Genomic DNA, 23,583 nt, shown 5'->3' with positions numbered 1-23,583 from the left:
ATAATTGGAACAGTAAAATTTGGACATTGGACAGCCTAATTCTAAAATCTGATTATTTAAGGGGGCAATATTATGCAAATCGCAGAAGAAGTGAGCATAAATATAATAGAAGAACTCAATGGAAATATTGGGAATATAGCTTTAAAGCTCAGGGGTTTTATTAGAGACCAGGTAGCGAGTTTTAAGAAAAAAGGAGTTGTTATAGGGGTTTCGGGAGGAATTGACTCAGCCGTAATACTTACACTATGTGTACAGGAACTCGGAAAAGAAAAAGTATATGGACTTCTCCTTCCTGAAGAGGAATCTGCCCCTTCCAGCAAGGCCTTGGGAGCGGAGATCTGTGAAAGCCTTGGTGTGTCGTATGAAGAAGTGCCTATCTCTCCAATCTTGAGATCGCTTAATATCTATGATAAGAAAGAACAGATTATAAAGAGAACCTGCCCTGAGTATGATGCCAGAATACATAAAACGTCGCTGGCACTGCCTGATTTCCTTAACACTGGCCTGCTAAATGTTCCTTATATACACCTGGTAAAAAATGGTGAAATCGTCGCAAGACACAGGTTAAAAGCAAACGACTATCTGGAATTGATAGGATTGCAGGGTGTTAAACAGAGATCCAGAATGCTCGTTCAATATATGTGTGCTGAAACGATGAATTACGCAGTTTGCGGTACGACCAACAAGACCGAAATGGTCCTTGGCCAGTTTGTGAAATATGGAGATGGGGGCGTAGATCTAGAACCTCTGTCAGACTGCTACAAAGTCCAGGTTTATGCTCTGGGGAAGCTGCTCAATGTTAACGAAGAGATAATAAAACGCCCTCCAAGTGCTGATACCTGGAACCATTACACAACTGATGAGGAATTCTACTGGCGTATGCCGATTCAGATAATGGATCAGCTACTGTATGCCCAGGAGCACCAGTTGCCCCTGCAAGTAATTGAAAAGAACACCGGTCTGCCCAGAGAGACAATAGAAAAAGTCCAGAGGCACATCAGTAGAATAAAAGATACTACAGAATATATACGAGCCGCGCCGCCTGTTTGCTACATTAACAGGTAAATTGCAAAAACGCCTGTAGAAAAAGTTATACCGGCTAAAATACAGCTAAAATCAGAATTTCAGATCTTTGCTTAAAATCGAGACAGAACTTTCTCCGGAGCAACTACCTGCCTATAAACTGCCAGAAGCCTTTCTGGCAGAGTACTTTCACATAATATCATTGTGAGAATAAACTTAATCACGAATCCAAAAGTGTGAATATGAATACAAAGGTCTCAATTGTTGAATGCCAGGACTACTCGGATGCTAAAAAAGCAGTAAAAGAAGCACTGAACCTGATAGGTGGACTTGAGAAGGTTATAGTTCCTGGCAGCCGCGTGCTCCTCAAACCCAATGTGCTTTCTATCCGACCACCAGAGGATGCCGTCACCACCCATCCGGCGATAGTGTCCGCTATGTGCGAACTGGTCTTGGAAGCTGGAGGCATTCCAGTCATAGGAGATGGGTCCGGCATTGTAAAACCCGGAACTACTACAACTTCGCAAGCGCTTAAAGCGTCCGGCATTGAGGATGTTGCTTCCGATCATGGGGTTGAACTTATCAATTTTGAGACCTCAGGTTTTATTGAAGTTGATGTTCCGGGCGCAAGGCAGTTTTCTCATCTGTACATCTCAAAAGCTGTACTTGAGGCAGATATAGTAATCTCGCTTCCAAAGCTTAAGACCCATGAACTTACATTGTATACGGGGGCAATCAAAAATTTCTTCGGCGCCATACCTCAGAAAACCAGAAAACAAGCTCATTTCCTGGAAGACCGCCGCCGTTTTGGGGAAGCGGTTGTGGATATATATTCTGTTGTCAAGCCCCAGCTTGCAGTTATGGATGGGGTAATCGGAATGGAAGGAAATGGCCCATCCAATGGTACACCTGTCCTTGCAGGTGTAATTATGGCAAGTTATAACTGTGTAGCCCTGGATATTGTAGCCTCTGAGCTTATAGGAATCGATCCTTTAAAGGTCCCTACAAATAAAGCTGCACTCGAAAGAGGTTTCGGAACCGAACATCCCGAAATTATAGGAGTACCTCTGGAAAAGATAAAGGTCAGATTCAAAAGCCCTGAAGGTGGAATAACTGCTTACATGCCAGCTTTCCTTATGAGAATCCTTAGAAAGCAGTTAGCTGTAAGACCAATTATTAACACTTCAAACTGTGCACTTTGTAAAGCCTGCGTTTCGAACTGTTCGGCACATGCCATAGAGGAAATAAACCGAACACTCAAAATTAACGAGGAAAAGTGCATTCACTGTTATTGCTGCCGCGAACTTTGCCCTAATGATGCGGTAGAATTAAAAAAATCACTGCTTATGAAGCTTGTAAGCAGAGGCAAAAGTTAAAGAGAGAGTTGCGGTTAACAAGAAAGTCGTCTGGAAATTTGTTTATCAAGTATCCCGGAAACTAGGTTGAGCCAATCATCAGGAATTCAATGATTCCGAATAATTGCAATCGATTCTATACGACATTTTGAGGTTTACTCGACACCAGTATTCAGCAGAGTAGTAGTGTCAAAATTAATTAAATATGACTATAGAAATTTAGTCATCCATCAAAATGCCAATGAAAATATAAATATAAAAAATCTGATAAAAACATTACAAACAATGTGAGAGAGAAACGATATAAAATAATTTGATAAGGAAATAGTATAGACAAGAAAATAGTATAAAAAATATATAGGGAAATGGGGGGTATTCGTACGACTGCTGTAGTGTCTAATAGAGATCAGGTAACCTTTTGCGAAATTGCGGACCATTATCACAGTAATAAACTTCTTTTTGGCATTAAATATTTTAAAAATTGGATTCTAGAACGGCTTGCTTCAAGCGCTCCAGTTCCTTCCTGGAGAGCTAAATTGCACAGAATGCGGGGTGTAAATATCGGGGAGAATGTATATGTCGGCTATGATGTGGTTTTTGACAGGATACACCCTGAATTAATTACGATAGGGGATTACTCGGAAATTGGCGATAAATGCATATTATCTGCACATACGAGAGGAAGTTTGACTACAAGACAGGCATATCCGAGAACTATGGCTCCCATAAAAATAGGACGTGGAGTCTCTGTAAATCCAGGATGTATAATCACGCAGGGTGTTGAAATCGGGGATAACTCAATAATAGGTATTGGATCCGTAGTTAGCCGTAATATCTCTCCAAATAGTCTTGCCCTGGGTTATCCTGCAAGGGTTATCAAAAAACTTGAAGATGTAGGAGAACTTAAAACCTGATTTTAATATCTTCACTGTTTTATTTTTCTTCTTTGTAGTTTAGCTCAAAACCGTACTTACTCAGGGCAAAGAGTGCCATCATTATTATGGACCAAACAAAAAAGACCGATACAAAAGATGCCATCAAGTAATCAAAAATTCCGGTTCCCCGAAAACCTATGTCCATCATTGAAAATACACTGATCTTTTTCTCGTATAATGGATAAAGGTACTCACACCCGCCTTCACTAATGTCATCGAGCAACAGGTGTGAAGAAAATGCAGCCTCTGCAAAAAGTCCAAGATACATTGCCCTGCCAGGCTCCCTGTATTTAGCGTATCCTGCAACGATCCCGAACAGGACTGCGAGAAGACTGAATAAAAGTGAATGGGTTGGAATGGGACCGGCCCAGCAATGCTCCATAGTACCGCTTACAAACAGGCTGTGAATGATCACAATATCCGGGAATAAGGAACAGATACTGCCTATGAACAGCAGAAAAATTAAATGCGTTGAACCCTTAAGAGAGAGTTCTCCTCGAAAAAATGATCTGGTAGCAGCAAAGACTGCTACTGCACTTATACAGAATACGAAGAATAGCACATGTACAACCGGGTAAGGCATAAGAAAACACTTAGGATTTTCTAAAGGTAATGATTTTTAGATTTAGACAGAATTGATTTTTAAACTATTTAAAATTTTTTAAATTTAATGTGCAAGAAATATTTCTCCATAAAAGAGATATTTACAGGAGCTAATTAACTTCAAAAACGCCTCATGAATTCAGGAAAGAATTTTTCCTTGCCCGCTTATTTGTCCGGAGACTATCTTAAAGAGGAATTAGCTTAAAGAGGAATTAGTTCAACAAGCATTCCATCTTCGAATGGGTATCTTTCAATAATAGTAAGCCTTGACCCGGAAGGTTCCAGTTCTTCTTTAATGTCTTCTTTTAACTCTTCAAGTACCCACCAGGCGATCTCGATTTTCCCGTCTTTTAGTTCAAACAGTTCGGATGGGATTTCCAAGTTCTGCAAAGTTTTTTCTGCAAGTTCCTGGTCTCCCCCTTCAATTACCCCATACACCAGAGTGCCGTCGTCTGTGATTTCGTCAAACTCTCTTGCAGTATTCTTTGCGATCCGCTGAAATCTTTTGCGGAGCTGGACTGCATCCTTATAAATTGAGGAACAAAAATGGGCTTTTTTACAGTTTACAAAGGCAATTCCGGCAAATCTACAGGAACCTGCAGCCGCACTGGACGTGTCAGATTCAAGGCAAAAGCCATTTTTCAGCAGGGCTTCGGAGTTATTATCAGAAAATTCCAGTTCATTTAAGTTAAGGAAAACTCCCATTTCTTCCGCAAAAGCTGCAACTTTTTCTGCATCTTCAAGGGCAGGAATCTCAATTCCGGCTTCGATTCCAAGCTCCTTTGCGTTTTGCAGAGAATCTGCGTATTGACTATTTTTAAGATCATTCCAGCATTCATGAGGAGGATGAAAACGGATTTCATCAAGTCCTGCATCTGCAAGCTTTTCAAGGATCTTCCTGCCAAGAGCCAGGGAAGTATAGAGATGAATGTGGTGCTCTATTCCGAAAGAAGCTTTGAGCATTCGGATGTAATGCAGGACTCTTTCAAGCTTCAGCAAGGGCTCTCCGCCTGTAATTCCTGTCCCAAGAGCATTCATAAGCTCAGCTTCTTTCAGTAAATCTTCATCGCTGTTTATAAGCCTCTCATTAGCAAAAACAAGGTCTTTTCCTCGCCTTTCATCAGAAAGCGGACAGTAAAAACAGCTCTTGGAGCAAAGACCGGTTACGAAAAGGACCATTTTGGCGCCCTTCTGGCAAAGTCTGCACCCTTCAGAGAGATAACTAGAAAAAGAGCCGGTTTCATCTTCAGTGAACTTTTCCATACCTGGACTTGAATATTCTTTTTTTATATATAAGGCTTGTTTTTGGCTCCAGATGGAATGTATGGCGATACCTTTATAAAGAAGGATCTTTTCTCAGAAACTGATATAATCATAAGGTGCTAAAGGTACACTGATGTCAGAACAAAATGGATACGTCGTGGTTTTCGGCTGCAAAAGGTGCGGGAAATGCAAAGATGTCTGCCCTGTGGACGCAATTTATGAGGAAAACGAGCTTTCAAAAATAGATCAAGATAAGTGCACCCGTTGTATGAAATGCATAGACGTATGTACGAACAAGGCCATCATCTATATGGAATAAAGTGTTAACATAGGAAAAATTACTATTGATGCAGAGGAATTTCTATTAGAGTGAAGGGATTCCAGTTGAGGTGAATAAGATTTCAATTTATGGAAAAATTATAGATATTACAACTCCGATTTCCCCTTTTACGCAGATTTTTCCTGGAGACCCAATACCTGAAATAGAAAAGGTCTGCACTCTTGAAGAAAAAGGCTGTGCTGTCTCAAAGTTAAGTTTTGGAAGTCATACCGGCACCCATGTTGATGCTCCTTCTCATATCCTGAAAAATGGACTGACTATTGACAAACTGGAACTCAAAAACCTCATGGGTACAGCCCTTATTCTCGACTTTTCATCACTATCAGGGGAACTGACTGCTGGCATTCTTGAAACAGCCTTCCGGAAAATGGAAGCTCCTGAAAATATCCCGATCCTACTTCTGAAGACAGGAGTTTTTTCCCGGAAACAAGGAAACGCAGGTAAGGTTAGTTTCCCTGGCGAAGAGTCAGACCCTCAAAGCATGGAATTCGAGAAGGAAAAATTTGGCTCTGCATACCTTGACGAAAGCGGAGCAGCCTGGATTTTAGAAAACGGCTTCAAGACGATCGGGATTGATAGTTTTTCGGTGGATAATTTTTATTCCGAAACTCTACCTGCGCATCACATCCTTCTTTCAGGTAATGTTAACATAGTAGAATGCCTTGAACTCAGCTCTATAGAAGCCGGGACCTATTTCTTCATCTGCCTGCCCCTCAAAATTGAAGGTTGCGACGGCGCACCTGCAAGAACCTTGTTAGTTACTTAATCTTGATATCTTAATCTTGATATCTTAATCTTGATATCTTAATCTTGATATCTTAATCTTGACATCTTAATCTTGACATCTTAACCTTGGCATCTTAATCTTGATATCTTAACCTTGATCTTTTGTTTCTGAATTTCCTATTTTTGATCTTTTGTTTCTGAACTCTCTGGTCTCCTTCAAAAATGAGACATGGAATACCTTATCCCGTTCTGCATGACTAGCTCCAACACAAATTCTCCTGAAACCGGGTACTCAATTACAACTCCCGTTTTTTCAAGAGATAAAGGCGTCAGAGAATTTTCCTGGCTCCCTGAAGGCATCCATATTCCTTCAGAATCCTGCTCGCCTTTTATAAAGTGTACCGGCTTTCCTTCAAGAAATAATCTCTTTTTAACTCCGTTTTTATATTGGTAGATAATAGTGTTGTTTTCAAGAACCCATTCTGAATCGTGCAGTTGCCCATTACATTCGGGATCAGGATCCACTCCAAAGCTAATATACCTGACTGAAGCAGGAAAGGAAAACTTGAGGGTACACATTATCCCTTCAGGACTGTGACTCTCAGCAGAATCTCTGGCATATCCTTCCTGAATTGAATGGATAGACAGAGAAGCGTCTTCAACCTGAGATTTAATCTGCGCCTCTTCCAGAACAGGACTCACGGTATGCCAGGCCTGAACCGCCAAAATTAGAACAACTGCAAGCAGACCTAGATACACAACGAGTTTTAGAGGAATCGTATCTGCAGCAGTGGTATCGGAAGCAAGATTTCTCATACAAGAGGTAACATGTCGCACATAATAAAAAAATTTGCCTAGGAATTAACAGATCTCATTGGTTAATAGATCAGTTTGACAATGGACAAATTTTGATTAACATTCTTTTTGATTAACATTCTTTTTGATTAACATTCTTTTTGATTAAAGACAACTTTGAGAATAACAAAATAAAAGGAAAACTTGAAGGATAAAGAATAGATTAAAACATAAACAACAAAGAAGAAAGGAATAAATCACCAAAGAATTAAATACAGAAGATCAAGAGACAATGAAAAATACATGGAGGATTTGGGATAGAAGAAGAATGCAACGAAAATCTGCTCTGTATACCTTTTACGGAAGAGCAGCTTGCTGAAATAAAGAAATATGCAGGCATCAGTGGTATGGAAGTTGAAGAGTTTATAAGGAGTGTTTGCCTGACTCACTGTCTCCAGCAAATGGAATGCCTCTATGGAGAAAAGACAGAACGGCCTGAGGCCGCAGGAAGAACTGCAAAATCGGATAGTGGAATAAATATAGGGCAAAGGAAAGTTGAGTTCAAAGGTCAAAAGCCGAATTCGACCTCAAAAGACCTGCTTGATGGGCCACTCGTTTTGGATCAGCAGTGCATTATGGATTTATTTGCAATCAAAAGAGAGTTTAGCAATATTTCGAACAATAGGATTATAACTATTGCCCTGAAACTGGGTCTAAACCAGCTCAGTGTAGCTCTTAGCCTACTTAAAGATAAACTGAAAGAATGAGTCAGCGTGGGAAAAGGGAAGGATTAATCTGAACTGTCACTAAGCTAAAGACTTAGCGGCTTCCGAATTCATAAATGACCATCGGCATCTCCAAAGGCTTTGATTCCGGCTGAACCATCCGTACCGAGTCTCGCTCTTTCTCTCGTTTCGGCTTTACGTAGTTACAAGCTAGAGTCGAAGGTTTTTCTACGGCCTAATGAGCCTTATGTAGACACTTGGAAAAAAGTTGCCTGGTTTTCATATACCTGAATCTAATATTAAATTATCCGATGGTCTATAATGAAGTTAAAGAATACTGAAAAGAATAGAGGAGAAGTTGACGCTTATATTCCCTGAGCTAAAGACACAGGGGTTTTACGCTTCTTCATATAAACAATCCATTCCAGTCAATTTTTCTGCATTTGCAGTTTATTAATTTTTACTGTAGACTTGCTGTCAAATCTTAATGTAGACTTGCTGTCAAACCTTACTGTCAGATCTTTAAAGTCGGATTTTCTGTGGTTGCAGTTTACTAATTCTTGCTGTTAAGTTTTGCCAGGTCTTACTGTCAAATCTTACTGTCAGGTTTTTTCAAGTTTACCCTTATACCATTCTAGAAAACTGTCAATGGCCCTGCGTCGGTGGGAAACTTTATTTTTCTCAACATCTCCGAGTTCCCCGAAGGTTATGCCCTGGTACTCAAAAATAGGGTCGTACCCAAAACCGCCTGTACCCCTCTCTTCATACGCGATTTCCCCTTCAACTACACCTGGGAAAACCAGAGGTTCTTTTCCAGGCTCACAGTATCCGATAACGGTCTTAAAATACGCTGTCCTGTCAGTTTCCCCTTCCATGAGCTTAAGCACTTTCGGATTTCCGAGCCTATCCTCTACAAAACGAGAATATGGGCCTGGAAAGCCGTTTAAGACTTTTATGAAAATCCCGGAATCATCTACCATTACAGGCATGTTCATTTTGTTTGCAACATACTGTGCCCCATAGGCCGCAATGGGCTCAAGGTCGTCCTCCTGAAGTTCAGGGTAGCCGTTTTTGTCCTGAACTACTTCAAGTTCAAAAGTCTTGAGGATGTCCCTTACCTCGGCAAATTTGCCTTTATTTCCTGTAACAAACACGACTTTATGCATAACGAGCCCTCTTTTTTATCTCTTCAACACGCGTGAGTACATCCTCTGAATCTATAAAAGTTCTCCGGTACCCTTTTTTGAAAGCTTCGATAAGGGCCTCATGATTGCGGTGGGTACTCTCAAAAGTCTGGAAAAGTACATGGACGTCTACCCCTCTGGCCTCAAGTCCTTTGTCGTAATAAGCAAGCCCGAAGTCAAGGAGATAAAGTCTCTCGCCTGCAAGCAGGATATTTGAGGTCGTAAGGTCCCCATGTACTATACCCGCACTGTGTAGTTTTCCTACAAGTTCTCCTACTTTTTCTGAAAGCTCAGGAGTAACCAGGTATTTTATGGGGACACCATCAATATACTGCATCTTAAGCTTGAAATCTTCCACATCATAGATAATCGGCGTAGAAACCCCATGGCGTCGAGATTCAGACATCAAGCGGGCTTCTGTCCGGTTTCTTTCAGTCCTGATCCTCTCATCAATCTCTTTATACCTGTAAGCCTTCGGGACTCTTTCCTTAACAAGTATTTTCTTCCCTTCAGGCCCTTCTTCCAGGTAAACAATAGCCTCGGCTCCATTGTCCAGCAGTTCCCCAAGCTTGAGGGAAGTTCCGGGGGAAATTTCAGGAACTCTTTTCATCTTTTCTTCCTGGATCCAGGTCACTTTCACATCATCAGTCCGGTAACTGGGATTTACGCGAGAATCTTCAAGGGAAAGAGTGTTTCCGGACTTATACATTAGAAGCCCAGTATATGCGATCATTGTCCCGTTATCTCCCATAAAGCGTTTTTCGGGCACATAGAACTTCGCGCCTCTGGCCTCGCACATATCATTTAACATTTCCCGGAGCCTTGTGTTCGCCCCAACTCCTCCTGCCAGCAAGACTTCTTTTTTTCCGGTGTGAGCAAGTGCTCGCTCTGCAACCTCAACAACCATTGCAAAAGCTGTTTCCTGGTAAGAATAGCAGACATCTTCAAGAGGAGCTTTTTTCAAGGCTTCACTGGCTGCCGTGGAAAGTCCGGAAAAGGAAAGGTCCATGCCTTTTATCACATAAGGAAGATGGATATATTTCGTTGCGTTTTTTGCGTATGCCTCAATCTTTGGCCCTCCGGGATGCGGTAGGTTAGCCCCTCGCGCAAATTTATCAAGGGCATTTCCAAGCCCTATATCCAGGGTTTCCCCAAAGACTCTATACCGCCCTCCCATATAGGAAATAACCTGAGAATTGGCCCCACTTACGTAAAGAACGACAGGGTCCATTGCAGGAGTTCTCCAGATCCCAATCTCAATATGAGCAATGCAGTGGTTGACACCTATAAGTGGAATGCCAAGGGATATGGAAAGCATTCTGGCTGCCGTTGCAACCGTCCTCAGGCACGGCCCAAGCCCAGGTCCCTGGGAAAAAGCTATCCCGTCAATATCTGAAGGCTTGACTCCCTTCTCTTTTGCCTCTGCAAGAAGCCTTTTTATAACGCTGGCTGCGTACTTTGCATGATGCTGGGCTGCTTCCCTGGGGTGAATCCCACCGGCCGTGGGTTTGTAGGTCTCTGTGACCTCGGCAATAATCTCGGTTTCGGTCACGATTGCGGCACTCAGGTTCCAGGCAGTGCCCTCGATTCCAAGGATGAACGTGTTTTTCAAGCTTACGGTCTCCTTCCAGTCCTTTTTGCTGTCACTGCCTTCGATAATACAGGAGAGAACTTATATACGTTTGCATCTTCCGAGTACCGTCACCCGAGTTCCGTCTCGGGAGGACGGGGCCGTTTCGCTCACTTCGTTCGCTCAAGCGGATTAATTTATGAACACAGAAGTTTAGCTGCACGAGTTCCGTCACCCGAGTTTCGCTTCAGGATCACAGAAAATCGTAGAGTTTCTGGGAGTTGCGATGTAATCGCAACATTACGAAGCCCTTTTCGCTTCGCTCAAGAGGGCTAATTTATAGAATTCATAGATTTCATTTCGCTCGCTCAAGCGGACTTTTACTTTTTTCCAGAGCTTCAAAAATCTCGCTTCAAAAATCTCCGAGTTTACTCACGCTTTCTTCCATAGGTTCAGGAGAGAACAGGCTTTTTTTGAGCTTTTCACCAAACTCCTCAATTATGGATTCAGGAATATCGAGATCAGGGTATGGAGGTGTAAGAGGTTCAAGTTCTTCTTCACTTGGTCTGCCTTGCCTGAAACCGGGCAGGAGCAGGATGAAAACTAAAAACAGGATAAAGACCATGTATTCTCTACCGTAAACCGGCCATGAAATATTCCCTGTGAGAGAAAAAAGGTGATTTATATAAACCGCAGGCCAGGAGATAATTGGAAGGGATAACGCTGCCGGATGGGACAGCAGAAGACCGAATATAATAAGGAAAATTAACCAGAAACTAAGCTTTTTAAGCAGGTGGTTTGTTTTTGCATCAAGCCACCATTTCCACCAGGTAGGTTTCAGAGGGCCTGTACGAAGATTTATAAGGAGCAAGTCTGCAGGCTTTTTTACTTCGGCTGGAGGATCCAAGCTCAGGCATTCGTTAAGCCTATCGGCGGCTTTTCGGAAGTAATGCGCTCGACAGTAAAAAAGCCCCAGAAAATAAAGGGCGTAAGCTTTCAGTTCATTATCTTCGGACCTTTGCCAGATGGCTGCTTTTTCAAGTTTTCCTGCAGCTGCAAGGAGCATATGCCTGAAACGTGCGCTATTTTCCTCAAAAGAGGCCTCTGCATACATATACCTTGCGTACACATCCCAGAGCAGCAGTCTCTGGTCTTCCGAATCCAGGGCAAGAGCTCGCCTGAAAGACTCAAGTGCTTCCTCACATGCCTGCTCTTCAAGTTCTACCCGACCTTTCAGGTTTCTTGAGAATGAATTCTCTGGGGCTTCTGCAATCGAAGCTTCAAGTTCTTTTAATGCACCCCTGCTGTCCCCAAGCCTGAAGTAAAGCTCTGAGAGCCCATTTCTTGCGTGAGAATTTTTTGGATTTATATCGATTGCTTTCCTGTATGCCTTGAGTGCTCTTTCGAAATCTTCCAGCCTGAAACAGGCAAAGCCCAGCAGGCACGAAGGCAAATCTGAGTTAATCTCGTCAGTTGTCAGTTCCTCGAGGACTGAAATAGCTTTATCAAACTCCTGCAACCTTATGAGGGCAAAAGCTTTCATGACTGAAGCCTGGGTATTTTTAGGATCGTGGGTAAGAATTCTATCAAATGCTTTCAGAGCTTTTCCCCACTCTCCACAGTGCGCAAAAACCAGGCCTTTTCCAGAACATGCAATATTCTCAGCATCAGAAAGTTTCCTGGCACCCTCAAAAGCTGTTAAAGCCTCCTGATACCTGCTAAGGGCATCCAGAGTAAGCCCTTTAGCATTCAAAAGAATCTCCAGTATGAAATTTAGTTCATCAGGTATTAAACTCCCAGGTTCTTTGTACTTCCCACTTTTGATGACTTTCTCCGATTCTACGGCTGCACAAAGATCCTTTTCGGCATCTTCAAACGTTTCCAGAGCTTTTTCATAATTTTTAAGGCAGAGAAGAGTGATTCCTTTGCAAACCCTGGGAAAAGAGCTTTCAGATCCATTTATTGTGGCATTTTCAAAGGCTTTAAGAGCTTCACTATAATCTCCCAACTCGGCAAAAGCAAAACCCCGGTACTTCCAGCTCTCACCCCCAATTTCTCCTTCAGGAAGCCTTCCAGACAATTCCAGATATTTTATAAAAGCTGTCTGGAGCCGATTTCCAAGAACTTCCTCAAAGTCTGTGTCCTGATGTTTGAGTTGGGAAAAAGTGACACCTCGATTATATCGTGCAGGCAGACTTTCATAATCAAGTTCGAGAAGAGTCTCATAGGCCTCAAGAGCTTCACCGTATCTCCCAAGCTTATAGAATGCATTTCCCCTTCCATTCCACGCAAAAAGATTTTCGGAATCAAGCCTGAGAGCCTCTTCGAAGCTTTCAAGAGCTTTTGAATAATCACCAAGCGTATAATATACTTCTCCAAGACCACTCAAAATGCCGCAATTTTCAGTTCCGGAGGAGAGGGCCTTTTCATAAGCCTGCAAAGCTTCATGAGGCCTCCGCATAGCTAGAAAGCAGTTGCCTATTCCTTTCCATCCCTCTGAACTTAAAGGCTCAGGCTCAAGAACTTTCCTGAAAGCATCAAGAGATTCCTGGTATCTTCCAAGCACCAGCAAGGCTTTTCCTTTGCCGACTTTTGCTTCTATAATAGAGTTGTCCAGTTCAAGTACACTTTCAAACGAGTCAAGAGCTTCCAGGGGCCTACCAAGCTGTCCTAGAAGCCTGCCCCTTTCTAGCCTGTTTGTTGTGTTTCCTGGCTCAAGGATAAGGCTTTTTTCGAAAGCTGAAAGTGCTTCCTCTTTCTTTCCCATGCCTTTGAGAATTCTACCCTGAGTTTCCCAGGCCGCAGCAGACGCGGGTTCGAGTTCCAGAGCTTTTGCACAGGTTCTCAAAGCTTCTCTCCTTCTGCTCAAAGCAAGGTATGCTTTTGCCTCACCTTCCCATGCCCCTGAATGCAAAGGTTCTAGCTTCAGGGTTTTTCCATAAGCCTCGAGAGCTTCTTCATTTCTCCCAAATGCGGATAGAATTACCCCTCTATAGTACCAGGCCTTCGAGTTTTCGGGATTAAACTCAGCTGCTCTGGTGAAAGCCTCAAGGGCTTCTTCGTCTCGTGTGAGCTGTTTTAAAGCAAGCCCGCTATAATACAGAGCACCGATGTGCTTTTCATCTCTCCCAAGCACGCCATTAAAAGCCTCAAGAGCCTGCTCTGTCAGGTTAAGGTATCCGAAGGTAAGCCCTTTGAGGTATCGTGCAGGAATATTGTCAGGATCAAGATCAAGTGCCTTTTCAAAAGCCTGCAAGGCTTCTTCCGGACGGTCCAGATAGCGAAGTATATTTCCCCTGTACTGCCAGGCGACGCTATCCTCAGGATTGACCGCAAGTACGGCATCAAAAGCCTCAAGCGCCTTCTCAAAATTTTTCTCTGCACCTATCTGGTTTTTCAAGTTCAAAAAAGCAAGAGCTTTACTGTACCAGGCTCTGGCATAAAGAGAATTCATAAGCCCTCGGAATCTTTGAGTAAAATTTAGCTAATTTAAAATTCATGTAATTATATACGATGCCTATTATAAATACGGGCGCAGAAGATAGTTACTGATTTAGTTTCCAAGAATTCGCCGGCTCCTTTAAACTCAAGACCGGACCGTTAAGCCTGGATAGTTTATAATAAAAAGATATTCAATGCAAAAAAATTAGCCCTCTTGGCTCAGCTAAATATCTTCATTATAATTCAGCCCTTTTGAGCGAACGAAGTAAGCGAAAAGGGCACCGTCCTCCCGAGACGGGACTCGGGTGACGGAACTCGGAAGTGAAAAGAACCGCAGGCAATTTCCTGCGGCTTGGATTGAAAAAGAGTCAGATCAATTTATGAAGTAGATTACTTCTTAAACTCGGTATAACCACATTTTCCGCAAGTTAGGCGGTTCTTGTGATCAGCGAGGAATGTACCTGGTCCACATCTGGGACAGAACTGTTTGATTCTGGTTACGGAGTCACCCTGGACTTTATAGTAATCTTTTACTGCCATATGTATACACCTCGCTTAAGCCTCTTCTCCCTCAGTTTCCATTCCCGGGGCAACGTTTCTCTTCAGGACGTATTCCAGTTCTACGTCCTTCATACGGTCGGCATTTTCATAGATTTTGGCATAGCCCTTGCCTTCCTGCATTCCGTATTCGGTTTTGAGTCTCTGGACTACCACCAGTTCAAGAGGGGCGTTCAGCATTGCAGCGAGTTTATTCCTGACGTCATTTCTGGAAGGAGTCGAACCTTCATATTTCACAATGAAATCCAGTTCCCTTCGATTTAAAAGTGCATTATTCTTGTCTTTAAGAATTCTTATGTCCATCTAAAATTCTCCGTAGCTTATCCAATTCGTAATTCTGATTTTTGCTGATGAGTTTCTCAAAGAGAGTTCTTATCTCCCCTTTTTTCTCCTCAGTGACCTTCACAAAGACCACACCCTCATCGGGCTGTCCGTACAGGACTACAGCATCCAGAGGAGCCAGAAGGATTACAGGAAGGGTTGCCAGATCCTCTTCTCCCCTTACAAAGATCCTGATAGGCTTCTCGGAAGCAAACGCCTCACAAAGGGTTTTAATTAACTCATCGGTAATAATTCCTGCAGGGTTGTCCACAGATACTTCACTATAAACCTTGTCCATATTCCGGGCTGAGACATCACTGGAAACCGGCTTTCTTTTGGTACGGTTGTCCACAATACAAATATCCGGAATAATCCCGACCTCAAGCAGGTGGAAGGTAGTAACATCCCCTACGGATATAAGTTTTGTGGGGCTTCCAAGCTCCCCTGCAAACTTCTCTATAGTATCCCTGCCCTTGCCCCTGTAAAGTGTACCCAGGGGCTTCTTCATCAGTGGACGAAGCTCTCTTGGAAGCTCAATATGAACACTCAAATCAGCGCACCTTCAAAGCAAATTTATCCGGAATGTCAACCCCAAGCTTTTTTGCTATTTCTGAGCGTTCAGGGTCCAGGATAATTACAAGCCCACTCCATTCCTCTGCAAGGTCCGAAGTCCCACAGATTGGGCAGTTTTGTCCTTCCAGGACTCTCATGCAATGTCGACATACTTTTTCTGCCATACAAATCCTCTTCCTTTTCAGGCAGCTCCTTCAGGAACAGCCTCATGAGACTGTTTCTTTTTACGAGCTTCTTCGAGCCATTGTAGCTTTCCAAGAGCAGTCTGGCGCATAGTAAGGCCGATTTTACTTTCTTTAGGCTCCCTCTCGTTAATACTTACAGCGACAACCCTGGCCCTTACATGGTCACCTTCAGCAATGGATTTGCCTCCGTTCTTTGTTACAAGCCTTGCATTCTTGGCGTCGTATGAAATAAAATCATCCGTAATCTGGCTGACGTGAAGCAAGCCATCCATTGGTCCCATCCCTACGAAAACTCCGAAACCAACGGTTTCAACAACTTCACCCTCAATAATCTCCTGTAACTCAGGCACGAACATTATTGCTTCGAATGTAACATCGTAATATACTGCTCCATCTCCTACAAGGATATGACCCTCCCCTATCTCGACTATCTTGCAAATCGCGACAAGGGACCCAAGTTTTTTGTCAACCTGGCCCTCGAGTTTTTCTCTTAACGCGTTTTTAACAGTTTGTGTTACCTCTTCCCCTAAAAGGGTAGGAGGGATACGGACCGTATCAACGAGCTTCATCATTTTATACATCTGCTAATCACCCGTAAAAACAATCAATTTAATGCTGCCCGGTAAAATAACATGGTTCAGACAAAGTCCAGTTTATTTTTCTGTCTCAGGGATATGGTCTGAATTCCTTTTTCGGCAAGCCTGCGCTTTAACCCGATATCATTTGTCAGAACAGCTGCTTCCATTTCCGTTGCCAGCCTGAGAATTACATCATCTGCAGGGCCTGAAGCAGGAGTTATACGCTCGCATCTGTCCATCATGGACCTGGCAACCTTTGCAGCTGTTCTGTCCGAACCTCTTTCCCGCTTTATGAGTTTTTCTATCTCGAATACTACAGCCTCAGGCACAAAAAATTCGTCAAATCCCAGCCTTTTCAGTTCTTCGAAAATATCCACTCCGAACTGGACCGGGATCATGAACCCATTAGTATCAATTATAACTCTCAACTCTTAATTACCCCTACTCCAATAAGCCGCCAGCGAGAGTCGATTCTCCTGCTGATAGCAACCCTTGACCCGATGGCTGCGCTAATTGGGCGTTTAAGGGCCACCTGTGCTTCATTTTTCCTGGCACTTGTAACCACTCCAACTGTGGTTGCAGTTCCTATATTGAGCATAAGAGGTTCGCTGGTTTTGATTTCATTGATTTTTTCTTCTCTTGTAACTCCCACTACCCTCTCGAGCAGATGTAATTCCATGACGAACTGATGTCTGGTCTCAGGAAGTGTACCAGGTACGCCTGCAATCTGTCCTGTTAAAGAGTCACCTTTTGTCAGGGTAGGGTCAAGATAAGTTCCAACAGCTAAAAGGCCTCCGGGAGTTGCTTCTTCTACCTTTGTCTCACCTGCAAAGATAGACGAAACCGTTGTCCTAATCGGAACCCATCTTGTAACGCCTTCGGTTGTAACCTTAATTCCTGGCCTTATTTCCAGCTCGTCTCCGGGATGAAGGACTCCTTCGGTCAGAGTTCCGCCGATAACTCCTCCACGCATTTCCGCAATTGAAGCCCCTGGCCTGTTAATATCAAAAGAACGGGCAATCAACATGCTGGCAGGCTTGTCTACTTTGTGGACAGGAGTAGGGATCACAGTTTCCAGAGTATCGATAAGGACATCGATATTAATGTTCTGCTGAGCCGAGATCGGGATTATAGGTGCATTCTCTGCGACCGTGCCTTTAACAAATTCCTTTATCTGGCGATAGTTCTCGAGAAGGCGTTCTTTGGATACAAGGTCAATCTTATTTTGCACTATAACAATATTCTTAATCCCTATAATATCCAGTGCCATAAGGTGTTCTTTTGTCTGAGGCTGCGGGCAGTCTTCGTTTGCTGCAATTACCAGTACTGCCCCATCCATAATAGCAGCACCTGATAGCATAGTAGCCATCAGGGTTTCGTGTCCAGGAGCATCCACAAAGGACACCATCCTGTGTTCTTCAGTCTTTTCTCCACAGTTAGGGCAGGTCTTCTCTACAGTGTAACATTGGGGAGAAGGGCATTTGGGACATTTCATGAATAGGGAGTCTGCATACCCCAATCTGATAGAAATCCCTCTTTTTACTTCCTCACTATGTGTATCTGTCCAAACGCTTGATAAAGCTTTAACAAGTGTGGTTTTTCCATGGTCGACATGTCCTACCATGCCGATATTAACACAAGGCTGACTCAAGTTGTAATTTCCTCCAGTAAAGTAAAGTGATCCGATATAAGGCAGGTCTATCATTCTAAACCTGAACCATAAAATTTGAAATTATTTATTCAGTAGGTCCGCAGATTCCAACCCTTAACTCATCTGGTCTGTAATTTAAAATGCAATTATGAATTAAAGCGGTTTAGGGGAACGGAAATATTCCCCGGCCCAGTTCTTAGTCTGGATTTCCTGAATTGGGATTCTGGGTAAATTCTATTAGTATGTTTTCGTATCACGATTTAAAGCTTGCAGATTCAGGTGATACATTTAAAGTTTACGGTATCCTGCATAGTTAATATCTACTAATGCCGGAAAGCCTTAATAAATTTATGTGACGATAGCGTCAAGCTTCTCCAGTTCGAGGGCGCGCTTGATCTCAAAGGCCAGTCTTCTTCCTGTACTCATTGGTCTTCTCCAGAGCGAGTTGCCGTAAGAATGACCTACTGACATATGAACATTGGTACCGCCGCCTACTCTTGGGGCCACATCATAAATGTAGAAGTTAAGATCCTTATCAACGCAGGTCTGCAGGCAGAAAGGTCCTATAATTCCCGGAGCATAATATTCCTGGGTAGCTTCTACATATTTTTCACCCATTTTGAACACTTTTTCAAGAAGGGACTCGCGCAGAGTTGCAGAATTGTGCCCGCATACCGTGTATTCGGGAGTTAGCTGGCTTTCGGCCAGGGACATTTGCTGCGGAGCAGGAAGCCTTACATGTCCATCAAGGCTGGTCTCAAAGCGCCAGTCAATCCCAAGAAGTTCCAGTTTGCTCATTTTCGGCTCGATTGGGGAATAAAACATATCAAAGTTGAATACAGGACCTATGATATAGCGCTCTATCCTTGCATTCTCAAGGGCCTCACGTGTGATAACTCCCTGCTTAATTAGAGCCTCGGATTTCTCCGTATATTCTCTGTAACTTGAAGCGGTAAAAAATCCCCGTTCGAGTTTTTTTACTGCATGCGGGAGCTTGACCATTACAAGCTCATTGATATCTTTTGGAGACTCGATTTTTTCCGGAAAAGGAAGTCCTGCTTTTTCCAGAATCCAGTAATAGCTCTGTTGCTCGCTACGTTCCTCGCTCCGGAGAAGGTTCCTGCTTCCCACAAGAGGCACTCTGAAGTTCTCTTCGATCTCATCTATACTGCAGTAGGAAGTAAAGGATCGGTTCGGAACAAAAAGCACATTTTCATCAACCAGTTTCTGCTGGTTTTCAGGCAGGAGAATTTCGTTGTACTTTTTGAAAACAATGGCCTCGTCAACAATCCCTCTCTTTACTTTTCCAGAAAGGTCTCTCTGAGCCCTAAAGTATTCACTGTATGTTTTTTCCCTGCCAGCCTGGCATACAGCGAGAGTCCTGAATTCCTCTTCAACTGCCCCGTCACAGATATCGAGACCTGAGTGAGAGCCTATAGTTCCGACTTTTATCTTATCAGCGTGGGTGTAGTAGCCTTCAACGATTTCCTTAATTTCGTTCCTGTCAATCATATTTAATGTTCCTTGGCTTTGGAAATAATTACTTTCAATGAAATGATAAGAGGTATGACTTTAATAGGTATGATTTTGAAACCTACTACTCGATGGAGATCCCTCGAAATGCAGGTCTCACGACTATATACCAGGTATTGTAAAGTAAAAATCCTGAGAGGTTTTCCCCATTAATGGCTTTTACCTATAAAATCCCTTTCTAATATAAGTAATCATTTATATAATGAAAGAAAGCAAGAAAGCTCTAAAGCCAGAAAAAGTTAGGCCAGAACAGATATCTGAACCTTTCCCGTTGATTTTCAGATTCTGAGCTTCCTCTATTTTTGACACGTTCCCGTTGGTTTCAGTTCTGAGTTTCCTTCAGTTTTTGATACTTTCCCGTTTTTCCGGGCTCTGAGTTTCCATAGTTTTTGACACTTTCTTAAATCGAATTAAGGATAATAGGCGTAATAAAAGTCTCAATTATGGCTGCAACCAGAAGAAGAGGCAAGATCCAGTGGAAATAAAACGTAAGTCCCTCTTTGAATTCTCTTTTTATATTGGTGGGTCTCCCTATAAGGGCAGAAAATACCTGGTATCCGAGCCGAAGACCTATGCCTGCAGAAAGGAAAACCATAGGCAATTCCAGTATCCCGTGGGGAAGAAGACCAAGCAAAATAAAAAGCATTCCTCTTTCCTGAGCTATAAGATAAACAACAACTCCCACAACATATCCATTAAAGGCGATAAAAAGTAATGGAAGAATTCCCAGAGCCAGCCCGAGTACTAGAAAAAGCAGGCTTAAAAAGGCATTATTAAGAAAAATTGCAAACATTATGAAAAGAGGGATCATTGTCATGATTGATGAAAAACGGGAGCTAAAGCTTTCTCTGAGAGTCTCAGCCATATAAGGGAAACTTGCAGCCGAATAATAGCCTACAACTAAAAATACAAAAAATATAAAGGCCATAAGAAGTGCATAGGGCCAGATAAATTGCAGATATTTAAACCCTTTTTTTGGGTCTTTTCCGCTATCGTGCCATGTTTCCGACGTGCTGCTTCCGGGAAAGAACTCTTTCTCTTCTGCAGCATATTCCCTGTTTTCCATCTCCCCTTCAGGAGTTCCTGCAGCCTGTACACCTTCTTTTATCTCATCTGGATTATAATCATCATCTCTTTCCATACCTATCCCCACCAGTAATTCTCAGCTTATTAAATCCTGTTCCAAATAAATATGACGCCTGCCAAATATCTTTTTGTCTCAAATTCCCATCATCATCCGGATCGTGTTCCGAGTTGCAGGAGAAAGCCCAAGGATCAAAATGACCATTTTTATTAGTACTTTCAAGTTCAAGGAACGCTCGTCATCCTCAAACTGAGTGTCAAGCACATAAAGAACCCCTACGAAGATAATAAGCTTTAATGGATACATAACCAATGCGGTGCCAGTCAAGTTAATAAGATAAGTGGGCACTACATGCTTTTCAAAGTATCCAAGATGATCTATTCCTATGTATGTTGAAGAAGCATCCATCAAGTGAGCCATCAGGATAGAAAGGTTCAGTGGATTGGTGAATATTGAGGACTTGAAATGACGGGCAATAAGATAAAAGATAAAGGTTAGACCGATTCCTGCCACGATTACGAATACGGGAACGTAAGGGTATACTATAGTATCGAAATGGAGGAGGACAGCAAGATTTATGAAAAACAATGCGAGTCCGAAGCCTGCAAAGGTGAGATGAAAATCCTTTACAAGCCCTGCTTTCTGCATCCGGATTGAAATCCAGAGACAACCTACGGTTATCGCAAAAACCATGAAGTAAATATTGGGGGTTATGAGAAGATAGCTAAATGGTGGGTGGAAGATACCTGCAGGAGAATCTTCAATTACACGCAGAGAAGACCCTGCAAGTACGAAAGGCAGGACAGACGCAATAAATCGAGGAGTTATTTTTACCTCAAGCTTTTCGAGCAGCCTGAAAACCCCAAATATACAAATACCCAATATTATTGCCCAGGTAACGGTATTTACAGTATTATACCCTTCATCACCTCTTATGGGGTCAAGATAATAGGTATTAATAAACTGTGAGATATTATCTATTGAAAAACTCATCTTATCACTCATTCAAAATGGCAATATCCTAATACAATCAATAATTACAATGTATACGCCGAACTTACTTTCTTAGTCAAGAGGGTATTATTCTTCTCCGGTGCACGATCTTCGTTCTAATGTAAGATATTTCTTTCCAAAGGGTCCCACCCAATAAGCGTTAGCAATATTATATAAGCTTTAATGTATTACGGTATTTTTATAATTATGTGTAATATCCTGGCATAATTGTCATACATATATAGCGGTAAGAATAGAGAATTTATAATGATGTAAACATAAAGATTATTCTAATATAAACATGGAAATAGTCTTAAATAAGTTCTGAGTAAAGAATTATAAATTATGAGTTTTGAGATCTCATACCTTAAATACACTTGAAATAAGAGCTCGGAATAAGATTTTAGATCAAAAAAATACTTGAAACAGTATATTAAACCTGAGAAACATGTGAAACAATATATTAAACCTGAGAAACATGTGAAACAATATATTAAATATGGAAAACACTTAAAACAATATATTAAACATGGAAAACACTTAAAACAATATATAAAACCTGAAAGACACTTAAAACAATATATTAAATATGAAAAACACTTAAAACAATATATTAAACCTGAAAACATTTTAAAATATTAACAAGATCTCTGACTTGAGACATATTCCAGACTAGAATTATAAGGAATTAAGTTAATGAGTTAACGTATTGAATATACCTGATATGCCGCAGTCTGCTGATAATCTAAACTCATGACTTCGTACGTATATTCGGGTTTATAAGAGCCAATTTACAATCTATCGTAATCGAATACTGATGCAGGTATGAAATTGACCATTAACAAAAACAGCGCAAAATGGATGCAGCTTCCCAGAGATGTTCTTGTTGGGCATGGCGTGCTTGAGGAAATTGGAGATGTCTGCAGGGACCTGAAAATGAAAGGAAATGCGCTGATCGTAACCGGAAGTACTACAAATAATATTGCAGGAAAGAGAGTCAGTAACCTCCTTGAGAGTGCAGGTTGTAGTGCAGAAATGGTTCTGACGTGCAAAGCTACTAAGGAAGAGGTTGAAAAGGTTATGGAAAAGGCCCTTGAAGTCGAGACTAATTTTCTCATAGGGGTTGGAAGCGGCAGGTCTATTGACCTTGCAAAACTTGCTTCGACCCGACTTGAACTTCCTTTTATTAGCGTGCCGACTGCGGCTTCCCACGATGGCATTGCATCTTCCCGTGCCTCAATTGTAGATAATGGGAGAAGTACGTCTGCACAGGCCCAGGCTCCTATTGCCGTTATCGCAGATACGGAGATTATTTCAGCAGCCCCTTTCCGCTTTCTTGCGGCTGGCTGTGGAGATATAATTTCCAATTATACGGCAGTGCTTGACTGGGAACTTGCAAGCAGACTCAGGAATGAATATTTTGGGGCATATGCTGCAGCCCTTTCCCGTATGGCTGCCCGAGTTATTATTGAATGTGCGGATTCGATTAAACCCGAGCACGAGACCTCGGCAAGGCTTGTGGTAAAGGCTCTTGTATCGAACGGGGTTGCGATGAGTATCGCAGGTTCTTCAAGACCTGCTTCAGGCTCGGAACATATGTTCAGCCATGCCCTTGATAAGATAGCTCCAAAACCCGCACTTCACGGAGAACAATGTGGAGTAGGGACGATTATGATGATGTACCTCCACGGGGGAAACTGGCAAGAAATCAGGGAAGCCTTAAAAAAGATAGGGGCTCCTGTAACTGCCGAAGAACTGGGTATAGAAGATAGGTATATAATTGAAGCCCTGTTACATGCACACAGCATTCGCCCTGAACGTTATACAATTCTTGGGAGCGGCCTTAATCCTTCTGCTGCTGAGAAAGTTGCAAGAATCACAAAAGTCATAAATTGAAAAGTCATTCATATTCAGGCTACCAAGAATGGATGCCTCCTCAAGATATTGGAGTTTAAGGCATGATCCAACTCAGAAATCTAACATCATATATCCGGTTAAAAAGAACCCAAATATGAAGTCAAGTAATCTCCAATCAGGCAACCATTTAATGTCTAGTAGACAACCACTTAACTTCCAATCAAGTAATCACTTAACTTTCCAATCAAGTAATCACTTAACTTTCCAATCAAGTAATCACTTAACTTTCC

The 23,583-nt window shown here is 42.3% G+C and carries 24 protein-coding genes; 8 read left to right on the top strand and 16 right to left on the bottom strand.

What is annotated here, in order from left to right; all coding sequences use genetic code 11:
* The first annotated feature begins 72 nt into the window (after window positions 1–72).
* From nadE to MSBRW_RS03860, 3 genes are all read left to right on the top strand, one after another.
* Window positions 73–1,065: an NAD(+) synthase gene (nadE, locus tag MSBRW_RS03870; RefSeq protein ID WP_011305308.1), complete on the top strand. Its 993-nt coding sequence runs from the start codon at window positions 73–75 to the stop codon at window positions 1,063–1,065.
* A 200-nt stretch (window positions 1,066–1,265) separates the two neighbouring features.
* Entirely contained in the window at window positions 1,266–2,399 is a 1,134-nt protein-coding gene (locus MSBRW_RS03865; protein WP_011305309.1) for a DUF362 domain-containing protein, read from the top strand.
* Between the two features lie 344 nt (window positions 2,400–2,743).
* Window positions 2,744–3,292 (top strand): acyltransferase, encoded by a 549-nt coding sequence (locus MSBRW_RS03860; RefSeq protein ID WP_011305310.1) that lies wholly within the window; start codon window positions 2,744–2,746, stop codon window positions 3,290–3,292.
* A 19-nt stretch (window positions 3,293–3,311) separates the two neighbouring features.
* Here MSBRW_RS03860 and MSBRW_RS03855 read toward each other — a convergent pair whose 3' ends face one another.
* Together MSBRW_RS03855 and MSBRW_RS03850 are read right to left on the bottom strand one after the other, a co-directional pair.
* Window positions 3,312–3,896 carry a metal-dependent hydrolase gene (locus MSBRW_RS03855; RefSeq protein WP_011305311.1) on the bottom strand — a complete coding sequence of 195 codons (585 nt, stop codon included), beginning with the start codon at window positions 3,894–3,896 and terminating at the stop codon, window positions 3,312–3,314.
* Window positions 3,897–4,117: 221 nt separating this feature from the next.
* On the bottom strand, window positions 4,118–5,179 hold the full coding sequence (locus MSBRW_RS03850) for a radical SAM protein (RefSeq protein ID WP_011305312.1): 1,062 nt from the start codon (window positions 5,177–5,179) through the stop codon (window positions 4,118–4,120).
* A gap of 133 nt (window positions 5,180–5,312) precedes the next feature.
* Here MSBRW_RS03850 and MSBRW_RS03845 point away from each other — a divergent pair, with 133 nt between their 5' ends.
* On the top strand, window positions 5,313–5,498 hold the full coding sequence (locus MSBRW_RS03845; RefSeq protein WP_011305313.1) for a DUF362 domain-containing protein: 186 nt from the start codon (window positions 5,313–5,315) through the stop codon (window positions 5,496–5,498).
* Between the two features lie 70 nt (window positions 5,499–5,568).
* The gene (locus MSBRW_RS03840; RefSeq protein ID WP_011305314.1) at window positions 5,569–6,285 is read left to right on the top strand and encodes a cyclase family protein; all 717 of its coding nucleotides are present in this window, start codon (window positions 5,569–5,571) and stop codon (window positions 6,283–6,285) included.
* 176 nt (window positions 6,286–6,461) lie between these two features.
* On the opposite strand, the gene MSBRW_RS03835 is transcribed toward MSBRW_RS03840, so the two are convergent.
* Window positions 6,462–7,061, bottom strand: coding sequence for a hypothetical protein (locus tag MSBRW_RS03835; protein WP_011305315.1), 600 nt, complete (start codon window positions 7,059–7,061; stop codon window positions 6,462–6,464).
* Between the two features lie 386 nt (window positions 7,062–7,447).
* Here MSBRW_RS03835 and MSBRW_RS03830 point away from each other — a divergent pair, with 386 nt between their 5' ends.
* Entirely contained in the window at window positions 7,448–7,807 is a 360-nt protein-coding gene (locus MSBRW_RS03830) for a hypothetical protein (protein ID WP_011305316.1), read from the top strand.
* A gap of 560 nt (window positions 7,808–8,367) precedes the next feature.
* Here the strand turns inward: MSBRW_RS03830 and MSBRW_RS03825 are convergent.
* The 13 genes from MSBRW_RS03825 to MSBRW_RS03770 form a co-directional block, all read right to left on the bottom strand.
* Complete coding sequence (locus tag MSBRW_RS03825) at window positions 8,368–8,931, bottom strand: XTP/dITP diphosphatase (RefSeq protein ID WP_011305317.1); 564 nt, start codon at window positions 8,929–8,931, stop codon at window positions 8,368–8,370.
* Window positions 8,924–10,561, bottom strand: coding sequence for a bifunctional N(6)-L-threonylcarbamoyladenine synthase/serine/threonine protein kinase (locus tag MSBRW_RS03820; RefSeq protein WP_011305318.1), 1,638 nt, complete (start codon window positions 10,559–10,561; stop codon window positions 8,924–8,926). The genes MSBRW_RS03825 and MSBRW_RS03820 overlap by 8 nt, the downstream gene beginning before the upstream one ends.
* Before the next feature lie 370 nt (window positions 10,562–10,931).
* Window positions 10,932–13,973, bottom strand: coding sequence for a tetratricopeptide repeat protein (locus MSBRW_RS03815; protein ID WP_011305319.1), 3,042 nt, complete (start codon window positions 13,971–13,973; stop codon window positions 10,932–10,934).
* 377 nt (window positions 13,974–14,350) lie between these two features.
* Window positions 14,351–14,500, bottom strand: coding sequence for a 30S ribosomal protein S27ae (locus MSBRW_RS20765; protein ID WP_011305320.1), 150 nt, complete (start codon window positions 14,498–14,500; stop codon window positions 14,351–14,353).
* Between the two features lie 15 nt (window positions 14,501–14,515).
* Window positions 14,516–14,821, bottom strand: a complete 306-nt coding sequence (locus tag MSBRW_RS03810) for a 30S ribosomal protein S24e (RefSeq protein WP_011305321.1) — start codon at window positions 14,819–14,821, stop codon at window positions 14,516–14,518.
* The gene (locus MSBRW_RS03805) at window positions 14,802–15,389 is read right to left on the bottom strand and encodes a GTP-dependent dephospho-CoA kinase family protein (RefSeq protein ID WP_011305322.1); all 588 of its coding nucleotides are present in this window, start codon (window positions 15,387–15,389) and stop codon (window positions 14,802–14,804) included. The genes MSBRW_RS03810 and MSBRW_RS03805 overlap by 20 nt, the downstream gene beginning before the upstream one ends.
* A 1-nt stretch (window position 15,390) precedes the next feature.
* Window positions 15,391–15,576, bottom strand: a complete 186-nt coding sequence (spt4, locus tag MSBRW_RS03800) for a transcription elongation factor subunit Spt4 (protein ID WP_011305323.1) — start codon at window positions 15,574–15,576, stop codon at window positions 15,391–15,393.
* 17 nt (window positions 15,577–15,593) lie between these two features.
* Complete coding sequence (locus MSBRW_RS03795; RefSeq protein WP_011305324.1) at window positions 15,594–16,178, bottom strand: DNA-directed RNA polymerase; 585 nt, start codon at window positions 16,176–16,178, stop codon at window positions 15,594–15,596.
* Window positions 16,179–16,234: 56 nt separating this feature from the next.
* Window positions 16,235–16,603 carry a DNA-binding protein gene (locus MSBRW_RS03790; RefSeq protein WP_011305325.1) on the bottom strand — a complete coding sequence of 123 codons (369 nt, stop codon included), beginning with the start codon at window positions 16,601–16,603 and terminating at the stop codon, window positions 16,235–16,237.
* Window positions 16,600–17,826, bottom strand: coding sequence for a translation initiation factor IF-2 subunit gamma (locus tag MSBRW_RS03785; protein ID WP_048103126.1), 1,227 nt, complete (start codon window positions 17,824–17,826; stop codon window positions 16,600–16,602). Before MSBRW_RS03785 ends, MSBRW_RS03790 begins: the two co-directional genes overlap by 4 nt.
* A 348-nt stretch (window positions 17,827–18,174) precedes the next feature.
* Complete coding sequence (locus MSBRW_RS03780; RefSeq protein WP_011305327.1) at window positions 18,175–19,338, bottom strand: formate--phosphoribosylaminoimidazolecarboxamide ligase family protein; 1,164 nt, start codon at window positions 19,336–19,338, stop codon at window positions 18,175–18,177.
* Between the two features lie 421 nt (window positions 19,339–19,759).
* The gene (locus tag MSBRW_RS03775) at window positions 19,760–20,500 is read right to left on the bottom strand and encodes a stage II sporulation protein M (RefSeq protein WP_011305328.1); all 741 of its coding nucleotides are present in this window, start codon (window positions 20,498–20,500) and stop codon (window positions 19,760–19,762) included.
* 78 nt (window positions 20,501–20,578) lie between these two features.
* The gene (locus MSBRW_RS03770; protein ID WP_011305329.1) at window positions 20,579–21,436 is read right to left on the bottom strand and encodes a DUF63 family protein; all 858 of its coding nucleotides are present in this window, start codon (window positions 21,434–21,436) and stop codon (window positions 20,579–20,581) included.
* A 450-nt stretch (window positions 21,437–21,886) separates the two neighbouring features.
* Here MSBRW_RS03770 and MSBRW_RS03765 point away from each other — a divergent pair, with 450 nt between their 5' ends.
* The gene (locus MSBRW_RS03765; protein ID WP_155398103.1) at window positions 21,887–22,078 is read left to right on the top strand and encodes a hypothetical protein; all 192 of its coding nucleotides are present in this window, start codon (window positions 21,887–21,889) and stop codon (window positions 22,076–22,078) included.
* Between the two features lie 183 nt (window positions 22,079–22,261).
* Window positions 22,262–23,332, top strand: coding sequence for an NAD(P)-dependent glycerol-1-phosphate dehydrogenase (locus tag MSBRW_RS03760; protein WP_011305330.1), 1,071 nt, complete (start codon window positions 22,262–22,264; stop codon window positions 23,330–23,332).
* Window positions 23,333–23,583 lie beyond the last annotated feature (251 nt).

The sequence above is a fragment of the Methanosarcina barkeri str. Wiesmoor genome, from assembly GCF_000969985.1.
GTDB lineage: Archaea > Halobacteriota > Methanosarcinia > Methanosarcinales > Methanosarcinaceae > Methanosarcina > Methanosarcina barkeri_B.
Note: the sequence above shows the minus strand (reverse complement) of the source record. Positions and strands in the feature narration are given on the sequence as shown.